The sequence below is a fragment of the Curtobacterium sp. S6 genome (assembly GCF_000710345.2).
Taxonomy (GTDB): domain Bacteria; phylum Actinomycetota; class Actinomycetes; order Actinomycetales; family Micrococcaceae; genus Rothia.
The window spans coordinates 185,790-201,206 of sequence record NZ_JHEL01000015.1 but is presented as its reverse complement, the minus strand read 5'-3'; the positions used below and the strand labels follow the sequence as shown (position 1 = coordinate 201,206).

The window sequence follows — 15,417 nt, the reverse complement described above, 5'->3', positions numbered from 1 at the left end:
TGATGTGATGCGGCGGCGAGACATTACGACTTGCCCATGTGTTGTTCCGCTAAATTACCACGACGTGACGCAGCTCCCTGCACCGCCGTCACAGATCCGCCCTTGTGACGTGCTAGTAACGGCAACGTTACGCATCGGGCGCGCAAAGGGCCGGTCCCAGTGTGGGAACCGGCCCTTGTGGTCTCTCGCGGGGTTTACCGGGCGTCGAGGCCTTCGCGAGCGTCTTCGGCCTCGTCATCGCCCGGCGCCTCGTCCCGTCGGCGGCTCGCCACCACGAGCATGACCGCCCCGAGGAGCACCAGGAATCCCGCGGTCCAGACGTGAATTCTCAGGCCGAGGAACTCGTCAGAATGATCGATGCGCAGGAAAAGCTCGATCAGGAATCGGCCGACGCCGTAGTACAGGACGTAGGTCCAGAGCACCTGGCCCCTGCGGTGCAGGATCTTTCGCGACAACCAGAGGATGATCAGACCGCCGAGAATGTCCCACAGGGACTCGTAGAGGAACGTGGGGTGGAACAGCGTCCCGGCCGGGTATTGAGACGGGAAATTATGCGAAGTTGGGTCGATCTCCAAGCCCCACGGAAGGGTCGTCGGCTTTCCAAAGAGCTCCTGGTTGAACCAGTTGCCCCACCGGCCGATGCCCTGGGCGATCAGAATTCCTGGGGCGGCGGCGTCCGCGAAGGCCGCCAGGGAGACCTGGTTCCGGCGGCACGCGATCCACGCGCCGACGGCACCCAGGGTCACGGCGCCCATGATCCCGATGCCGCCCTCCCAGATTTTCAGCGCGTCGACCGGATTTCGCCCCGGCCCGAAATAGTCTCCGGGGGCCGTGATGAAGACGTGGTACATGCGCGCGCCGACCAGCCCAAAGGGAATGGCCCAGATCGCGATGTCCCAGATATGTTCGGGGTCATAGCCCTTGGCCGCCCACCGGCGGGTCGTCAGCCAGAGGCAGATCACGATGCCCAAGAGGATGCAGAGGGCATACGCGTGGATGGTCAGCGGGCCCAGGTGAAAGGCCGACCAGCTGGGCGACGGGATGGCCGCCAGGAGAGGGGCCGTCGCGCTCATGCCGCCGCACCATCCCGACCGGACAGTTCTCGCGTCAGGGCGCCCACGGCCTCAGGGCCGCCCGCCCCGAGGGCCCGGACCAGGGCCGTGCCGACGATGACGCCGTCGGCATACTGCCCGATCTCCTCGACGTGTTCCCTGCGGGACACGCCGAGCCCGACGCACACGTTCGCAGCCCCCGCCGTGCGAAGATCCGCCACGAGCTTCTCGGCCACGTCGGAGACCGAGGACCGCGCGCCGGTCACGCCCATGACCGAGACCGCGTAGACGAATCCGCTCGAGGCCCGGGAAATCATCTCCAGCCTCTCGACCGTCGACGATGGCGCGGCCAAGAAAATGCGGTCCAGCCCGTGACGGTCGCTGGCCTCGAGCCACTCACCGGCTTCGTCGGGCACCAGGTCCGGGGTGATGATTCCCGAGCCACCCGCCTCGGCGAGCCGCCCGGCAAAGTCATCCACGCCCTTGCGCAGCACCGGATTCCAGTACGTCATGACGACCACGACGGCGTCGGTGGCCGCGGTGATTTCGCGAACGGCCCGGAACACGTCGTCCACGCGGAATCCGCGGGACAACGCCTCGGCTGTCGCTTCCTGAATGACCGGGCCGTCCATGACCGGGTCCGAATACGGGATGCCCAGTTCGATGATGTCGGCGCCGTTATTTCCGAGCTGGATACCGGCCTCGATCGAGGCATCGACGGTCGGATAACCGACCGGAAGATAGCCGATCAGGGCCGGTCGCGATTCTTCCCGGCACTTCTCGAGCCGGGCGGCCAACCGCGAGTCCGGGTTCGGCCGCGGGAAAGCCCTCGTCGCGGCGCTCAATTGTTCCGGCGACGGCGTAGCTGACGTGTTCATTTGGTCTCCTCCGAGGCATGGTCGCCACCAGATTCCTGGCTCTTGAGGGTCGAGGCGTTGACCTCCGAGCTCGGGATGGCCTTGCCCAACCCGAACCAGGAGACCGCCGTATCCATGTCTTTGTCGCCGCGGCCGGACAGGCACACGGCGATGATCTTCTCGCGAGCGGCCTCCGGGTCCTCTTCGCGCCATTGCTGCGCGAGGTTCAGTGCCCCCGCCAGGGCGTGGGCGGACTCGATGGCCGGGATGATTCCCTCGGTCTCGCAGAGGGTCCGGAGGGCGTCCATGGCCTCGGCGTCGGTAATGGGCAGGTACGTCGCCCGACCGATATCCGACAGGTAAGCGTGCTCGGGCCCCACGCCGGGGTAATCGAGACCGGCAGAGATCGAGTGGGACTCGACGGTCTGTCCGTCGTCGTCCTGCATGAGGTAGGTCCGGGCACCGTGCAAGACCCCGGGGCGACCCAGGTTAATCGTCGCGGCGTGTCGGCCGGTGTCCACGCCGTCGCCGCCGGGTTCGAGACCGAACAGTTCCACGGACTGGTCGTCCAGGAACGCGTGGAACATCCCGATCGCATTGGAGCCTCCGCCGACGCACGCGGCGACGGCGTCCGGAAGCCTCCCGGTCTGTTCGAGGATCTGTTGCCGGGATTCCGCGCCGATCGCATCGTGGAAGTACCGCACCATGGCCGGGAACGGGTGCGCCCCGGCGGCCGTACCCAACAAATAATGTGTGTCGTCGACGTGCGCGACCCAATCCCGCAGGGCCTCGTTGATCGCGTCCTTCAGGGTGCGCGACCCGTTCTGGACCGCGATGACCTTGGCCCCGAGCAGCTGCATGCGCGCCACGTTGAGGGCCTGCCGATCGGTGTCGACCTCGCCCATGTAGATGACGCATTCCATGCCGAAGTACGCGGCGGCCGTCGCCGTTGCGACGCCGTGCTGGCCGGCGCCGGTTTCGGCGATGAGCCGGGTCTTACCCATCTTCCGGGCCAGCAATGCCTGTCCGAGGACGTTATTGATCTTGTGGGAACCGGTATGGTTCAGGTCTTCTCGCTTGAGGAAGATACGTGCCCCGGCGACCTCGCTGAGGCGCTTGGCCTCGGTCATCAGGGACGGACGATTCGCGTATTCCCGGGAAAGACGCTCAAATTCTTCCTGGAAATCCGGGTCCGCTTTGGCCTTGTCGAACGTGTCCTCGAGCTCGTCCATCGCGCGGATCAAGGACTCGGGCATCCACTGGCCGCCGTATTCGCCGAAGTAGGGCCCGCTGGCGTTCTTCAGGGAATCCGTGCCGGCCAGAAAGGACTCTGCCAGCTCGGGACGTCCCGCGGATGATGGGGTTTTAGCCATTCTGCGCTTCCTTCTCTTCCAGGTAGGCGGCACGCGCCTTGCGACCCTGCTTCTTGAATACGCTCACGGCCTCGCGTGGGTCCTCGTGCTTGACCAGGGCCTCACCGACCAAAACCGCTTCGGCGCCCTGCCGGCCGTATTCGGCGACGTCCTCGGCCTCCGAGACACCGGATTCGGCGAGGATCACGGGGCCTTCCGGCAACCGCGAGGCGAGCTTGCCGAAGTGTGCCTTGTCCGTTTCCAGGGTCTTGAGATTCCGGACATTGACCCCAACGATCCGCGCCCCGAGCGCGGCCGCGCGCTTGACCTCGTCGCTGGTGTGGGTCTCGACGATCGCGTTCATGCCCAGCCGATGCGTCAGCTCGAGGTACTCCCGGAGCTGCTCATCGGTCAGCGCCGCCACGATCAACAGGACAAGGTCGGCGCCGTGGGCGCGAGCCTCCCAGATCATGTACGGGTCGATGGTGAAGTCTTTGCGCAGGATCGGGATCGAGACCTCGGCGCGCACGGCGTCCAGGTCCTCGAGCGATCCTTTGAAACGCCGCGATTCCGTCAGCACGGATATGGCCGCGGCTCCCCCGGCCTCGTACGCGTGGGCAAGGTCCGCGGGCGAAGCGATGTGGGAGAGATCTCCCGCTGAGGGGCTCGCTCGCTTAACCTCGGCCACGATCTCGATACTGGAGGCGTCGGGGCCGCGGAGGGCGGAAACGGCGTCCCGGGCCGGCGAGACCGAGGAAACCTTCTCTTTGAGTTCGTCGAGGCTCACCCTCTGGCGACGCTCCTCGAGGTCCTCGCGGACTCCGGCGATGATGTCATCCAATACAGTCATAAAAGCTGTGATCTCCGGTCTACTGCGATGTGTGGCACGACGCCACGAGTCATCATGACGAACAGCGCCCCACCGGGAGTCATTCCCCGAGGAGCGCTGTCGTCATGCATTCTTAGTGGTTGCTCTTGAGCCGGGAGCCGAGCTTCCCGTAGCCGGCGGCCTTGAGAATTCCGCCGACCACGCCGCCCACAACGATCACCACGATGCCGATGATGATCCACAGCATGCTTCCGCGGTCAAAGGCGATCGTGCCGATCAAGGTCCCGATCATCACCAGGGTGACCAAAGCCCATGCGGCCGGTGTGTTGCCGTGTCCCTCGACGGCGGTCGGCGTGAGTTCGAGATTCTGTTCAGAGCTCACTGGCCCTCCTTATATGAAGCGATCAGCACGGTTTCGTGCACAGTCTGCTAATAGTCTATGCCAAGGTTACCGTCGGGACAGGATGTTGCGCGGCCCTCAACGGGTCGGGTCCTCCCCCTCCGAGAGGGAGTCCCAGGCGTCGATGTCGTCCGCGTGAGGGTTCTCGCCCTTTTCGACCGAATGTTGCGACGTGCGCTCGTACCGCCGAGACGTGGCCTTCCACGAACGGCTGGACCACCAGAGCCACACCGCGGCCAGGATCGTCGCGACGCCCAGGACCAAGGTCAACCACGGCCACACGGTGACCACGTAGTCCCCGCCGGGCCCGGTGGTGCCCGTCGCCTCGCCAACCTTGGTCATGGCCGCGTCGGACGGCTTCAGGGCCGCCGTCAAGGCCGAGATGACCATTCCGGCGCCCGCCAGTGCGATGACGATGCTGATGATGAGGCGCAGGACTTTACCGGCGATGCGGACGGCCAAGACTCCGGCGAGCGCTACCAGGCCCAGCGCGGAGACCGCGGGCGCGGCGTCGGTGCCCTTGACGTCCACGTCCACCGTGGACATGACGCTCGACACATTCGCGTGGATCCATGGGAAGAGCGTCGTCACGAAAGCCAACGCCGGGATGAGGAGGCACACCAGGATCACGCGTCCGGAACCGGCCGCGCGCTTCTCCGAGGTCGTCGCCCCGGCCACTTCGGGCGTCGGCGACGATACTTCGTCGGAATCCTGGCTCATGAATAATCCTCCTCGGCGATGCTCGTCAGGTGACGGGCCCGTAACGCGGCGCGCATGGGCGCCGCGGCTTTGTTGACGGTTTCCTCGGCCTCGGTTTCGGGATCGGAATCGGCGACGATGCCGGCGCCGGCCTGCACGTACGCACGGCCGTGGCGTAACAGGGCGGTGCGGATCGCGATGGCCATGTCCATATTTCCCGCGAAATCGAAATAGCCCACCACGCCACCGTAGACGCCACGGCGATGAGGTTCGTAATCGTCCAGCAGCTGCATGGCCCGCGGCTTCGGCGCGCCGGAGAGCGTGCCCGCGGGGAACGTGGCGCGTAGGACGTCGTAGGCATTGGCGCCGTCGCGGATCTCGGCCTCGACCGTCGAGGAAATGTGCATGATGTGGCTGAAACGCTCGATGTCCATGAATTGCGTCACGGCGACGGTCCCGGGGGTCGCGATCTTGGACAAATCGTTGCGCGAGAGGTCCACGAGCATCAGGTGCTCGGAGCGTTCCTTCTCATCGGCGAGCAGCTCCTCCGCCAGCGCCACGTCGTGTCCGTGCGAATCCCCGCGGGGGCGGGAGCCTGCGATCGGGTGGGTGGTCGCCCGGTTGCCGTGCACCGTCACCAGCGCCTCGGGGGACGACCCAACGATCGAGTACGGCTCCCCCTCGGGGTCCTCGAACGTGTACAGGTACATGTACGGCGACGGGTTGGTCTGCCGCAGGACGCGATACACGTCCAGCGGCGGTGCATCGCATTCGGCCTCGAAACGACGGGAGATGACCACCTGGAAGATATCGCCGTCGCCGATCGCGTGTTTTCCCTCGACGATGGCGTTCATGTACTGCTGGCGACTCCACGTTTCGTGGACCCGCTCATCGAAACCGGCGGATTCAGCCTCGGTATCCCGGTAGACGGACACCGTGGTCTTCTCCAGCGGCTCGGCCAGTTGCCGGACCATGGAGCGAATGCGCTCGACGGCGTCGTCATAGGCCCAATCCACGCGATCCGAGCTGCCGTCCCAGTTGATGGCGTTGGCCACGAGCGTCACGGAGCCGTCCTGGTGGTCGTGAATCGCCATATCCGAGACCAGGTTCAGGGCGAATTCCGGCAGGTTGACGTCGTCGGTGGGCGGGTGCGGAAGCTTTTCCCAATGACGCACGGTGTCCCAGCCCAGGTACCCCACGAGACCTGAGGTCAGCGGGGGCAGGTCGGCCCAGGTCTCCGTGTGAAGCATCTCCAGGGTGCTACGAATCGCCTCGACCGGCGATCCGTCCGTGGGAGCCCCTTCCGGGACGGTCCCCTGCCAGTAGGGCTTGCCGTCCTTGGTCGTCAAGGTCGATCGGGAGGACACGCCGATAAACGAGTACCGGGACCACCGCGCGCCTTCGTTGGCGGATTCCATCAGAAAGGTGCCCGGGCGGCCGTGGCCGTTGCGGGCCACGAGAGACCGGTAGATGCCGATCGGAGTCAGGGAATCCGCGACGACCTTGACGGTCACCGGTACCACGCGGTGGTCGACGGCGAGCCGGCGAAACTCGTCCCGTGTGGGGTGGATTTCTCCCGGCAGAGACGGGGAATGGGTGTTCATCGAGGCTTCCTTACACAACGGCTCGTCACAGGGTCAGTTCTCGTCACGATGGCCCGTGACGCTCGGTAGGGATCTGTGGTCGAAGCAGGTTCTGCTGCCCGTATGGCAGGCTGCTCCCACCTGGTCCACTCGGACCAACAGCGCATCGCCGTCGCAGTCCAAGGCAACGGACTTCACGTACTGGCGATGCCCGGAGGTGTCTCCCTTGCGCCAGTATTCGCTCCGCGAACGGGACCAAAAGGTCACGCGGCCGCTGGTCAGGGTGCGACGGAGTGCCTCCTCGTCCATCCACCCGAGCATCAGCACCTCGCCGGTGTCATGCTGCTGGATGATCGCGGCGACAAGCCCCTGTTCGTTGCGCGTGAGGCGCTCGCGAATGCTATCGGGAAGGACGGAATCCTTGAGATTTGGCTGGCTTTTCATCGGCACCAGCCTACCGCGCATCGAGCCGGGTCCCCACGGAGCCGAACACGAATCTGGGTATGAATCCGTCCGTTCCGGTGGATTCATACCCAGACCCGATATTTTTCCTGGAAGAGGCTACCCCCCCCCCGCTAAATCGAGGTTGTGTCACCACGTGCCTCAACATGGGACGATGAAGGTCGTGGTGGTCAGCGTTTTGGTGAGAACCAGCGGTTTACTCGCTGGATAGGGATTCGTATACCCTCCCGGCACTGTGGTGACAATGGTGGCGTTCTCCACGGTCGAGGTCAGGGTGAACTGATTCCACCCGTAGGCAGTCTGGAAGAATACGGTCCCCGGCATGATGACAGCCTGGCCATAGTGTTGCTTCCCGTTATCCCGAACGAGCGCGTTCTCCGTGGTCTGGAAGGTTATGGTCCCGGTAAAGACCATGTCCCCGTTGGCGCCCGGAGTAACCGAGGGAGCCGAGGCGGTCCACGTCCCCTTCACGCCACCGAATGCCAGAGCGTTTCGCGCTCCGGGCAGGCGCACGAGGGGACCCGAGAGCCCGCCTTGACCCCATTTCTTCCTGTTTATGGTCACGTTGCTCAACGTCCACGACGCGTTCGCGCCGGCGGGAACGGTGAGCTTGACGGTCGTCACGAATTTCGCTCCAGCGTTCAGCTGAGCGGTGGCACCTTTAATGAAGTTGCCCGCATCGTCCTGCGGGGTCGCCCACCAGAAACCACTGGTCGAGCCGTACGAACCATCGGCCCCGCTAGTGGAATTGCTTCCGGGCGTGAAAATCCCTTCCCCGTGAGCGAAGCGCTGACAATTAGTCGGTTTCCCCGTCGCCGGATTCCAATTCAGAGAGCTGTCGGCCGTGTTGGTGGTCCCGTCGTCTGGGCCGTACCCGATGCCACCGTCCGTCTTAGAGGCCGTGACGTACAACCCGGCCCCCGGCAACGTCTGCTGAACACTCCGGCTAGCGGCTATGGCCGGGACTGCACTCGAAGCGCAGACCACGGGCACCGACCACATCGCTCCTCGCGCCACGCTGCGTCTTGTAAGTTCGGTTTTCACCATTTTTGCGTGTTCCATAATTCCTTTCATGTCGTGCCCAATCATCCGTCTTATCCGGACACAACGTTTAAAATTATAAATAAACGCCAGGAGTTCGTGACACCTTTGTGACGCTCCACATGGGACGCATATGCGCCTACAATCGAGACATGACTGCGATCACAGACCTCCGCCATGACCTTGTCACCGTCCTCGAACGTGTCGGCCCCGGGTTGCCCACCCTGTGCGAGGGCTGGAATACGGAGCACATGCTGGCCCACCTCATCCTGCGGGAAACCCGACCCGACATCGCGGCCGGAGTGGTGTTGCCGCCATTGTCGAAACGCACCGAGGCCAAGACCGAAGAGCTCGCCGAAGAGCTGTCCGACGGGCACGCCTTTTCGGATGGCCTGGCCACCTTCGAGGCGGCACGTCCCCTGACCCGGCGCCACGACACCGCCGATGAGAACGTCAATTACCTGGAATACATCGTGCATCGCGAAGATATCCTTCGCGGGTCCCCCGAGGCCGTCGAGATGAATTCCGGCCGGACCGCCGACCCGGAAGAACAGCAGAAGATCTGGAAGGCGCTGGACCGTCGCGCCGCGCTCATGGCCAAGGGCTACCCCGACGGGCTGACCCTGGTGGGAACCGACGACCAGGGTGCGCCCCGCTACGGAACCTCGGTGGTCCGGAAGTCGGCGGATTCATCGCGCGTCAGCGGACTCGTCCAGAAGGTCGTGCGGTCGCCCCGCACCGGAGACGCCGCGGTGCTGACCGGAGAACCGCTGGAACTGCTGATGTACCTGTTCGGCCGCCGGGACGCGGCGCGCGTGGAGGTCTCCTACTAATACCGCCGCGGGACGGGCGTCAGCGGACCTCGAATCCCGCCTCGCGAATCGCCGATTTCACGTCGCGAATCGCGTTGTCGGGCCCGAAATGGAAGATCGAGGCCGCCAAGACGGCGTCCGCCCCCGCCCGCACGGCCTCCGGGAAGTGCGCGGCCTCCCCCGCGCCGCCGGACGCGATCAGGGGAATGTCCACGACCCCGCGAACCGCTCGGATCATCTCCAGGTCGAAGCCCTCGCGGGTCCCGTCGGCGTCAATGGAGTTCACCAGGACCTCGCCGACGCCTCGATCCGCGGCCTCTCGCGCCCACTCGAGGGCGTCGATCCCGGTCGAGGTGCGCCCACCGTGTGTGGTGACCTCAAACCCCGACGGGGTCTGACCGCTCCTCTTCGCGTCCACGGAAAGCACCAGCACCTGGTTGCCGAAACGATCCGAGATCTCGCTGATGACATCCGGCCGGGCGATCGCGGCCGTATTGATCGACGCTTTGTCCGCCCCGGCGCGCAGGAGACGATCGACGTCCTCGGGGGTTCGGACGCCACCGCCGACGGTCAAGGGGATAAAGACCTCCTCGGCGGTCCGCGCCACGATGTCGTAGGTGGTCGCCCGGTAGGAAGATGAGGCCGTGACGTCGAGGAAGGTCAACTCGTCGGCCCCGGCCGCGTCATAGCGGCGCGCGAGCTCGACGGGATCTCCGGCGTCACGGAGTCCCTCAAAATTGACGCCCTTGACGACGCGCCCGGCATCGACGTCCAAGCACGGGATGACACGCACGGCAACGCCCATAATTTTTCCTTCCAGGCCCGCGAATCGAGTTACAACCGCGCGGCGGCGATCGGCGAGACCAGAATGGCCCGTGCTCCGGCCTCGTACAGGCTGTCCATGATCTGATTAGTGGATTTCTTCGGAACCATCGTGCGCACGGCGAACCAACCCTCGCGCTGCAAGGGTGAGACGGTCGGAGCCTCAAGCCCCGGGGTGACGGCGGTCGCGGCATCGAGGTTGTCTCCGCTGACGTCGTAATCCATCAGGACGTACTGCCGTGCCACCAGGACGCCGCGCAGGCGCCGGGACAGGACGTCGAGACCGTCCTGGTCTTCCAGCCCGTTGCGCTTGATGAGCAGGGCCTCCGAGCGCATGAGGGGCTCGCCGAAGGGCTCGAGTCCCGCGGCCCGCATGGTGTTGCCGGTTTCCACGACGTCGGCGATCGCGTCCGCGACCCCCAGGCGAATCGAGGATTCGATGGCTCCGTCAAGCCGGACCACCGACGCTTCGATGCCTCGCTCGTCCAGGAACTTCCTGACGAGGCTCGAATAGCTCGTCGCGATCCGTTTCCCCTGGAGCTGGCCGATATCGCTGAACTGATCCCGGGGCCCCGCGAAGTGGAAGGTCGAGCGCGCAAAATCGAGGCCCAGGGCCTCCTCCGCGTTCGCCTCGGAATCGATCAGCAGGTCGCGTCCGGTAATGCCGACGTCCAAGGTTCCGTGACCGACGTACACCGCGATGTCGCGGGGACGAAGGTAAAAGAATTCGACGTTGTTGACCTCGTCGACGATCACCAGCTCGCGGCTATCACGCCGTTGCAGGTACCCCGCTTCGGTGAGCATGGCCTGGGCGGCTTGGGAGAGGGCGCCTTTATTCGGCACGGCAATACGCAGCATGAGGGTCCTTCTGAGGGGGTCGGTCGAGGTGGTGAGGCGGACTCGTCCGCGGTCAGAGGTAGGCGTAGATGTCCCGCGGCGAGAGGCCGCGGGCGATCATCATGACCTGCAGGTGATAGATCAGCTGGGAGATCTCCTCGGAAAGCTCCTCATCGGTCTGATATTCACCGGCCATCCACACTTCAGCGGCCTCCTCGACCACTTTCTTTCCGATCCCGTGAATTCCGGAGTCCAATTCGGCCACCGTTGCGGATCCGGCGGGCCTGTCAGCAGCTTTGGCGGTCAGCTCGGTGAAGAGCTCTTCAAACGTTTTCACCCGTTCAGGTTACCCCGACGGGATCAGAGTTGGGACAGTGTTACCGCGGTGTGGACGGCCGCGGCCGTGGCTTCGTATCCTTTGTCCTCCGATGACTCCTCGATACCCGCGCGGTCCAGGGCCTGTTGCTCGTCATCACAGGTCAACACGCCGAAGCCGACCGGTGTGCCGGTCGTGACGCTGACCTGGGTCAGGCCCTGGGTCGCGGCTTCACACACGTAGTCAAAATGCGGGGTTCCGCCGCGAATCACCACGCCGAGGGCGACGACCGCGTCGTGGCTCGCGGCCAGGCGGGCCGCCGCGACGGGCAATTCGAACGAGCCGGGAACCCGCACGATGGTCGCGCTCTGGTGCAGTCCCGCGTCCTGAAGGGCCCGCTCGGCTCCGCCGAGCAACCCGTTCATGACCCGGTCGTGCCACGAGGCCGCCACGACGGCGACCTTCAGTCCCTCGGTCTTCAGCTCGGTCAAGTGTGTCTCGGCTGCGCCGGCTCCGCTCATGATGTCTCCTCAGATGTCGTGATGTGTGGTGTGGTCGTGGTCGGTGAGGTCCTCGCCGGGCTGGGCCGTGCGAAGTTCGAGGCGGTGATTCATGCGGTCCCTCTTGGTCGCCAAATACCGTGCGTTCTCCTCGCGCGGTGGCACCTCGTCGGGCTCGATCGAGGTCACGTCGAGGCCGAGTCCAGCCAATGCCTCGGCCTTGGCCGGGTTGTTGGTCATGAGCCGCAACGTCGTGACCCCCAGTTCCCTCAAGACGCATGCGGCCTGACGATAGGCCCGCGGATCCGGGTCGAATCCCAGGGCGACATTCGCGTCAACGGTGTCGAGCCCGCGATCTTGCAGGGCGTACGCCTTGAGCTTGTTGACCAAGCCGATGCCGCGCCCCTCGTGCCCCTTGATATAGATCAGTTTTCCGCCGACGCGGGCGATCTTTTCGAGCCCCTGATGCAATTGCGGACCGCAGTCGCAGCGGAAGGACCCGAAGACGTCGCCGGTGAGACACTCGGAATGGAGCCGCACCAGGGGTGCGGGGTTCGCGGCGTCGATCACCGTCCCATCGTGATCGATAGCGGTCGCGCTGAGGATCTCGTTGCCGTCGGGGAAGGACCACGCGCGCATCTCAAAGGTGCCGTGCGGGGTGGGCACCCGGACGGGTGCGGAACGGGTCACCGGCCGGTCGGCCGAGCCCATCTCGGCCGAGGGTGACGGTTCGGCGCTCATGCGGTGCGCTCCTCCTCCGCCGCTTCCTCCAAAACCTCCTGGAGGTCGGCGATCGAAATCATGGGCAGACCGTGGGTCGTCGCGAACTCCCGGAGGGCCTCGAAACGCATCATCGATCCGTCGTCGTGGACCACCTCGGCGATGTAACCGACCTCGGGGAGCCCCGCCAAACGGGCCAGATCGACGGCGGCCTCGGTGTGTCCCTGCCGCTCACGCACCCCGCCGGAAACCGCTCGGAGCGGCAGAATGTGCCCGGGTCGGGTCAGTTCCGCCGGCGTCGAGGACGAGCCGGCGAGGACGTTCAACGTCCTGGCCCGGTCGCTCGCGCTAATGCCCGAGGTGATGCCGTGGGCGGCATCGCACGTGACGGTGTAGGCGGTCGCCTTGGGATCCTCGTTGACGTTGGTCATGGGCGGCAGATCCAACGCATCCGCGCGTTCGGGGGTCATGGGGGCACAGACCACGCCGGAGGAATGGCGCACCATGAATCCCAGGCGCGCCGGGTCGGCGAGCGCCGCGGCGCCGATGAGGTCGCCCTCGTTCTCGCGGTCCTCGTCGTCGACCACGACCGCGAGGCCCCCGGCACGGATCGCGCGCACGGCGTCGTCGACCGTATCGAGCCCCTTCCCGGAATCTTCCACGGTGACCGTGGGCTCCACGGCGAGGCCGATCGCCTCCGGCTCGCCCGTGATGACGTCGAATTCCCGCGCGCGAGCCAAGTATTTCGCCACAGCGTCGGTCTCGAGGTTGACGGGGTCGCCGGCGTGCGCGGCGCCGAGGGTGGTCGCCCGCAGGGTCGTGGGGATGATGCCCACCTCGAACCACGGCTGGGCCTCATCCGCCGCGCTGACGGCGGTCACGGTCAACGAGATGCCGTCGACCGCGATCGAGCCCTTCTCCGCGAGGTACGGGGCGAGGTCGCGCGGAACGGCGATGCGCACGATGGACCAGTCGGGCAGGTCTTCGATCGCGAGGATCTTGCCCGTCCCGTCCACGTGGCCCTGGACGATGTGCCCGTCGAATCGCCCGTCGGCCCGAAGGCACCGTTCGAGGTTGACCCGGGATCCGGGGTGCAGGGTCTTCAGGGTGGTTCGGGCGAGCGTCTCCCCGATGACGTCGGCGGTGAAGAGTCCCGGTTCCTCCCGGTTGGGGGTCGCCGTGAGGCACACGCCGTTGATCGCGAGGGAGCCGCCGTCGGCGAGATCAGCGACGAGATCGCCGGCTCGGACGGAGAGCACGGCCGAGTCCGCGCGGAGATCCAGGTGCTCCACGGTTCCGAGGGATTCGATGATTCCGGTGAACATAGGTGGCTACTTTCTGTCGTGTGTCGGTTTCGCGGCGCGGGGCGCGAGGTGAGTGAGCGTGTCGGTCCCGAGCCGGCCGATGCCTTCCCGGGTCCCGTCGATGTCGGCCCCCGCGGGGTCGGCCAGGAAACGGTGGGCCTCGGACAGGGTCGAGATCTTCAGGCCGTGGGTCGCGGACCGGCCGCCGCCGAGGAGGAGAGGCGCGGCGTACCAGTACATCTCGTCGACCAAATCGGCGGTCAGGAAGGCCGCGAGGATCTGCGGGCCGCCTTCGATCAACAGGTGTCGCACGCCGTCCTCGGCCAGCCGCTCGAGGGCCTCGTGCGGGTCGTGCGTGTCCAACCGGACGTGGCCCGGGGGCCGGTTCAGGTTCGCTTCCTGAGGAAGGGTCCGTGACCCCATGACGGCCCGCAGCGGCTGTTGTTCCGTCGGCGCACCGCGGTGATCGCGGGCGGTCAGTCGAGGATCATCCGCGAGCGCGGTGCCCGTCCCGACGAGGATCGCGTCCGCCCGCGCGCGCAGGGCGTGGCCGTGCGCCCGGGACTCAGGCCCGGTGATCCATTGGCTCGTGCCGTCCGCGGCGCTGACGCATCCGTCCAGGGACGCGGCGACCTTGGCCGTGACGAAGGGTCTGCCATCCCGCCGCGCGGCCCACCAGCGATGGTTGAGGGCGTGAGATTCTTCCGTCAGGAGCCCGGAGCGGACGTCGACGCCTCGAGACCTCAGGTACTCGCCTCCCCCGGCGGCCTCGGTACCATCCGATGCGGCGTAGACGACGACCGGAATGCCCGCGCGCGCGATCGCCAGCGAGCACGGCCCGGTGCGACCCTGATGATGACAGGGCTCCAGGCTCACGTAGAGGCGGGTGTCGCTCAGGTCGGTGCCGGCCCGTCGGGCGGCGTCGAGGACATCGACCTCGGCGTGTGGCGTCCCGCTGCCCCGATGCCAACCGACATGCAGGATGTCCCCCGAACCGTTCGTCAGGACCGCCCCGACAAGGGGATTCGCACCGCGGACCCCGTGGAGCGCCGCCGTCAGGGCCGTCTGCATGGCCCTGGTGTCTGCCGCTGAATTCATGGCCGTTCCTTCCCGGTGACCTCGATCGTGGGATCGGGGAACTGCGTCTCGAGCTCAACCCGTTGTGCGCGGTTGCGCGTGCGCCACCAGATGAAGAATCCGGTCAGCGTGAAGCACCCGTAAAAGAGATACATGAGTCCGGAGGCGTAGTAGCCGGCCGAGAACAGCAACGGGACGCCGACGACGTCGACGGCCACCCAGATGAGCCAGAATTCCACCCAGCCGCGGGCCATGCCCCAGGTCGCCAGCAGGGAGCCCACAAAGATCCACGCGTCCGACCACACGGGTTCGTACGAGCCGAGCGCCCGAAACAGCGGGGTGAGCAGCGCGGTGCCGCCACCGAGCGCGATCACCAGGACGACGCGTTCCTTCCAGCTTGCCCATCGGGGCGAGACGGCGGCGCGGCCCTGGTTCTTCGCGGTTTTCCACTGGTACCAACCGTAGACAGAAACGATGATGAACATGACCTGTCGCCCGGCCTGTCCAAACAGGTTCACGGGGTGCGGCGAGCCGAAGACGGCGCCGAGGAAGACCGTGAAGAGTAAGAGGTTTCCGGCGATACCAATGGGCCAGGCCCAGACTTTGCGCCGCATGCCGCCGAGCGCCGAGGCCAGTCCGAAGAGATTGCCCAGGACCTCGCGCCAGAGGATAAAACCCCCGCCGATGGATAGCTGAGCGTCGAAGAGCCACCGCAGAATACTCATTGTTCTCCTTCCGGGCTGCGGAGGCTCCG

The 15,417-nt window shown here is 65.8% G+C and carries 18 protein-coding genes; 1 reads left to right on the top strand and 17 read right to left on the bottom strand.

The annotated features are described in order from the left end of the window. Positions 1-194 precede the first annotated feature (194 nt). The 9 genes from lgt to CURSPS6_RS03130 all read right to left on the bottom strand — a co-directional run bounded on the left by lgt (position 195) and on the right by CURSPS6_RS03130 (position 8,296). On the bottom strand, positions 195-1,073 hold the full coding sequence (gene lgt / locus CURSPS6_RS03170) for a prolipoprotein diacylglyceryl transferase (protein WP_030014082.1): 879 nt from the start codon (positions 1,071-1,073) through the stop codon (positions 195-197). Further along, the gene (gene trpA, locus CURSPS6_RS03165; RefSeq protein WP_030014081.1) at positions 1,070-1,930 is read right to left on the bottom strand and encodes a tryptophan synthase subunit alpha; all 861 of its coding nucleotides are present in this window, start codon (positions 1,928-1,930) and stop codon (positions 1,070-1,072) included. The genes lgt and trpA overlap by 4 nt, the downstream gene beginning before the upstream one ends. Further along, positions 1,927-3,282, bottom strand: a complete 1,356-nt coding sequence (gene trpB, locus CURSPS6_RS03160) for a tryptophan synthase subunit beta (protein ID WP_051687579.1) — start codon at positions 3,280-3,282, stop codon at positions 1,927-1,929. Before trpB ends, trpA begins: the two co-directional genes overlap by 4 nt. Continuing rightward, entirely contained in the window at positions 3,275-4,111 is an 837-nt protein-coding gene (gene trpC, locus CURSPS6_RS03155) for an indole-3-glycerol phosphate synthase TrpC (RefSeq protein ID WP_030014078.1), read from the bottom strand. The genes trpB and trpC overlap by 8 nt, the downstream gene beginning before the upstream one ends. 112 nt (positions 4,112-4,223) lie before the next feature. Next, entirely contained in the window at positions 4,224-4,472 is a 249-nt protein-coding gene (locus CURSPS6_RS03150) for an HGxxPAAW family protein (RefSeq protein ID WP_030014077.1), read from the bottom strand. A gap of 96 nt (positions 4,473-4,568) precedes the next feature. Then, positions 4,569-5,210, bottom strand: a complete 642-nt coding sequence (locus CURSPS6_RS03145) for a Trp biosynthesis-associated membrane protein (protein WP_051687578.1) — start codon at positions 5,208-5,210, stop codon at positions 4,569-4,571. Then, on the bottom strand, positions 5,207-6,793 hold the full coding sequence (locus CURSPS6_RS03140) for an anthranilate synthase component I (RefSeq protein ID WP_030014075.1): 1,587 nt from the start codon (positions 6,791-6,793) through the stop codon (positions 5,207-5,209). The genes CURSPS6_RS03145 and CURSPS6_RS03140 overlap by 4 nt, the downstream gene beginning before the upstream one ends. Before the next feature lie 33 nt (positions 6,794-6,826). Beyond that, positions 6,827-7,216 (bottom strand): phosphoribosyl-AMP cyclohydrolase, encoded by a 390-nt coding sequence (hisI, locus tag CURSPS6_RS03135; protein WP_030014074.1) that lies wholly within the window; start codon positions 7,214-7,216, stop codon positions 6,827-6,829. 159 nt (positions 7,217-7,375) lie between these two features. Continuing rightward, positions 7,376-8,296, bottom strand: a complete 921-nt coding sequence (locus CURSPS6_RS03130) for a hypothetical protein (RefSeq protein WP_152978045.1) — start codon at positions 8,294-8,296, stop codon at positions 7,376-7,378. Between the two features lie 131 nt (positions 8,297-8,427). Between CURSPS6_RS03130 and CURSPS6_RS03125 the strand changes: the two genes are divergently transcribed. Next, the gene (locus CURSPS6_RS03125) at positions 8,428-9,108 is read left to right on the top strand and encodes a hypothetical protein (protein WP_035810145.1); all 681 of its coding nucleotides are present in this window, start codon (positions 8,428-8,430) and stop codon (positions 9,106-9,108) included. 19 nt (positions 9,109-9,127) lie between these two features. Here the strand turns inward: CURSPS6_RS03125 and hisF are convergent, their stop codons facing one another. Genes hisF through pnuC form a run of 8 tightly spaced genes read right to left on the bottom strand, consistent with a single transcriptional unit; the run spans position 9,128 to position 15,388 of the window. Beyond that, a complete protein-coding gene (gene hisF / locus CURSPS6_RS03120; protein ID WP_030014069.1) occupies positions 9,128-9,892 on the bottom strand; it encodes an imidazole glycerol phosphate synthase subunit HisF in 765 nt (254 codons plus the stop codon). Between the two features lie 29 nt (positions 9,893-9,921). After that, positions 9,922-10,767, bottom strand: a complete 846-nt coding sequence (hisG, locus tag CURSPS6_RS03115) for an ATP phosphoribosyltransferase (protein WP_030014068.1) — start codon at positions 10,765-10,767, stop codon at positions 9,922-9,924. 52 nt (positions 10,768-10,819) lie between these two features. After that, positions 10,820-11,083: a phosphoribosyl-ATP diphosphatase gene (locus CURSPS6_RS03110; RefSeq protein WP_030014067.1), complete on the bottom strand. Its 264-nt coding sequence runs from the start codon at positions 11,081-11,083 to the stop codon at positions 10,820-10,822. Between the two features lie 23 nt (positions 11,084-11,106). Continuing rightward, positions 11,107-11,583, bottom strand: coding sequence for a 6,7-dimethyl-8-ribityllumazine synthase (ribH, locus tag CURSPS6_RS03105; protein WP_030014065.1), 477 nt, complete (start codon positions 11,581-11,583; stop codon positions 11,107-11,109). 9 nt (positions 11,584-11,592) lie between these two features. Then, entirely contained in the window at positions 11,593-12,303 is a 711-nt protein-coding gene (locus CURSPS6_RS03100; RefSeq protein WP_082470009.1) for a GTP cyclohydrolase II, read from the bottom strand. Then, complete coding sequence (gene ribB, locus CURSPS6_RS03095) at positions 12,300-13,607, bottom strand: 3,4-dihydroxy-2-butanone-4-phosphate synthase (RefSeq protein WP_030014062.1); 1,308 nt, start codon at positions 13,605-13,607, stop codon at positions 12,300-12,302. Before ribB ends, CURSPS6_RS03100 begins: the two co-directional genes overlap by 4 nt. 6 nt (positions 13,608-13,613) lie before the next feature. Next, a complete protein-coding gene (gene ribD, locus CURSPS6_RS03090; RefSeq protein ID WP_152978044.1) occupies positions 13,614-14,684 on the bottom strand; it encodes a bifunctional diaminohydroxyphosphoribosylaminopyrimidine deaminase/5-amino-6-(5-phosphoribosylamino)uracil reductase RibD in 1,071 nt (356 codons plus the stop codon). Then, on the bottom strand, positions 14,681-15,388 hold the full coding sequence (gene pnuC, locus CURSPS6_RS03085; protein ID WP_030014059.1) for a nicotinamide riboside transporter PnuC: 708 nt from the start codon (positions 15,386-15,388) through the stop codon (positions 14,681-14,683). The genes ribD and pnuC overlap by 4 nt, the downstream gene beginning before the upstream one ends. Positions 15,389-15,417 lie beyond the last annotated feature (29 nt).

Coding starts and splice junctions, on each gene's coding strand:
- CURSPS6_RS03130 (WP_152978045.1), bottom strand. CDS start 8,296: ATGGAACACGCAAAAATGGTGAAAACCGAACTTACAAGACGCAGCGTG.
- CURSPS6_RS03125 (WP_035810145.1), top strand. CDS start 8,428: ATGACTGCGATCACAGACCTCCGCCATGACCTTGTCACCGTCCTCGAA.
- lgt (WP_030014082.1), bottom strand. CDS start 1,073: ATGAGCGCGACGGCCCCTCTCCTGGCGGCCATCCCGTCGCCCAGCTGG.
- CURSPS6_RS03145 (WP_051687578.1), bottom strand. CDS start 5,210: ATGAGCCAGGATTCCGACGAAGTATCGTCGCCGACGCCCGAAGTGGCC.
- CURSPS6_RS03100 (WP_082470009.1), bottom strand. CDS start 12,303: ATGAGCGCCGAACCGTCACCCTCGGCCGAGATGGGCTCGGCCGACCGG.
- trpA (WP_030014081.1), bottom strand. CDS start 1,930: ATGAACACGTCAGCTACGCCGTCGCCGGAACAATTGAGCGCCGCGACG.
- trpC (WP_030014078.1), bottom strand. CDS start 4,111: ATGACTGTATTGGATGACATCATCGCCGGAGTCCGCGAGGACCTCGAG.
- trpB (WP_051687579.1), bottom strand. CDS start 3,282: ATGGCTAAAACCCCATCATCCGCGGGACGTCCCGAGCTGGCAGAGTCC.
- hisG (WP_030014068.1), bottom strand. CDS start 10,767: ATGCTGCGTATTGCCGTGCCGAATAAAGGCGCCCTCTCCCAAGCCGCC.
- ribB (WP_030014062.1), bottom strand. CDS start 13,607: ATGTTCACCGGAATCATCGAATCCCTCGGAACCGTGGAGCACCTGGAT.
- hisF (WP_030014069.1), bottom strand. CDS start 9,892: ATGGGCGTTGCCGTGCGTGTCATCCCGTGCTTGGACGTCGATGCCGGG.
- CURSPS6_RS03140 (WP_030014075.1), bottom strand. CDS start 6,793: ATGAACACCCATTCCCCGTCTCTGCCGGGAGAAATCCACCCCACACGG.
- ribD (WP_152978044.1), bottom strand. CDS start 14,684: ATGAATTCAGCGGCAGACACCAGGGCCATGCAGACGGCCCTGACGGCG.
- hisI (WP_030014074.1), bottom strand. CDS start 7,216: ATGAAAAGCCAGCCAAATCTCAAGGATTCCGTCCTTCCCGATAGCATT.
- pnuC (WP_030014059.1), bottom strand. CDS start 15,388: ATGAGTATTCTGCGGTGGCTCTTCGACGCTCAGCTATCCATCGGCGGG.
- ribH (WP_030014065.1), bottom strand. CDS start 11,583: ATGAGCGGAGCCGGCGCAGCCGAGACACACTTGACCGAGCTGAAGACC.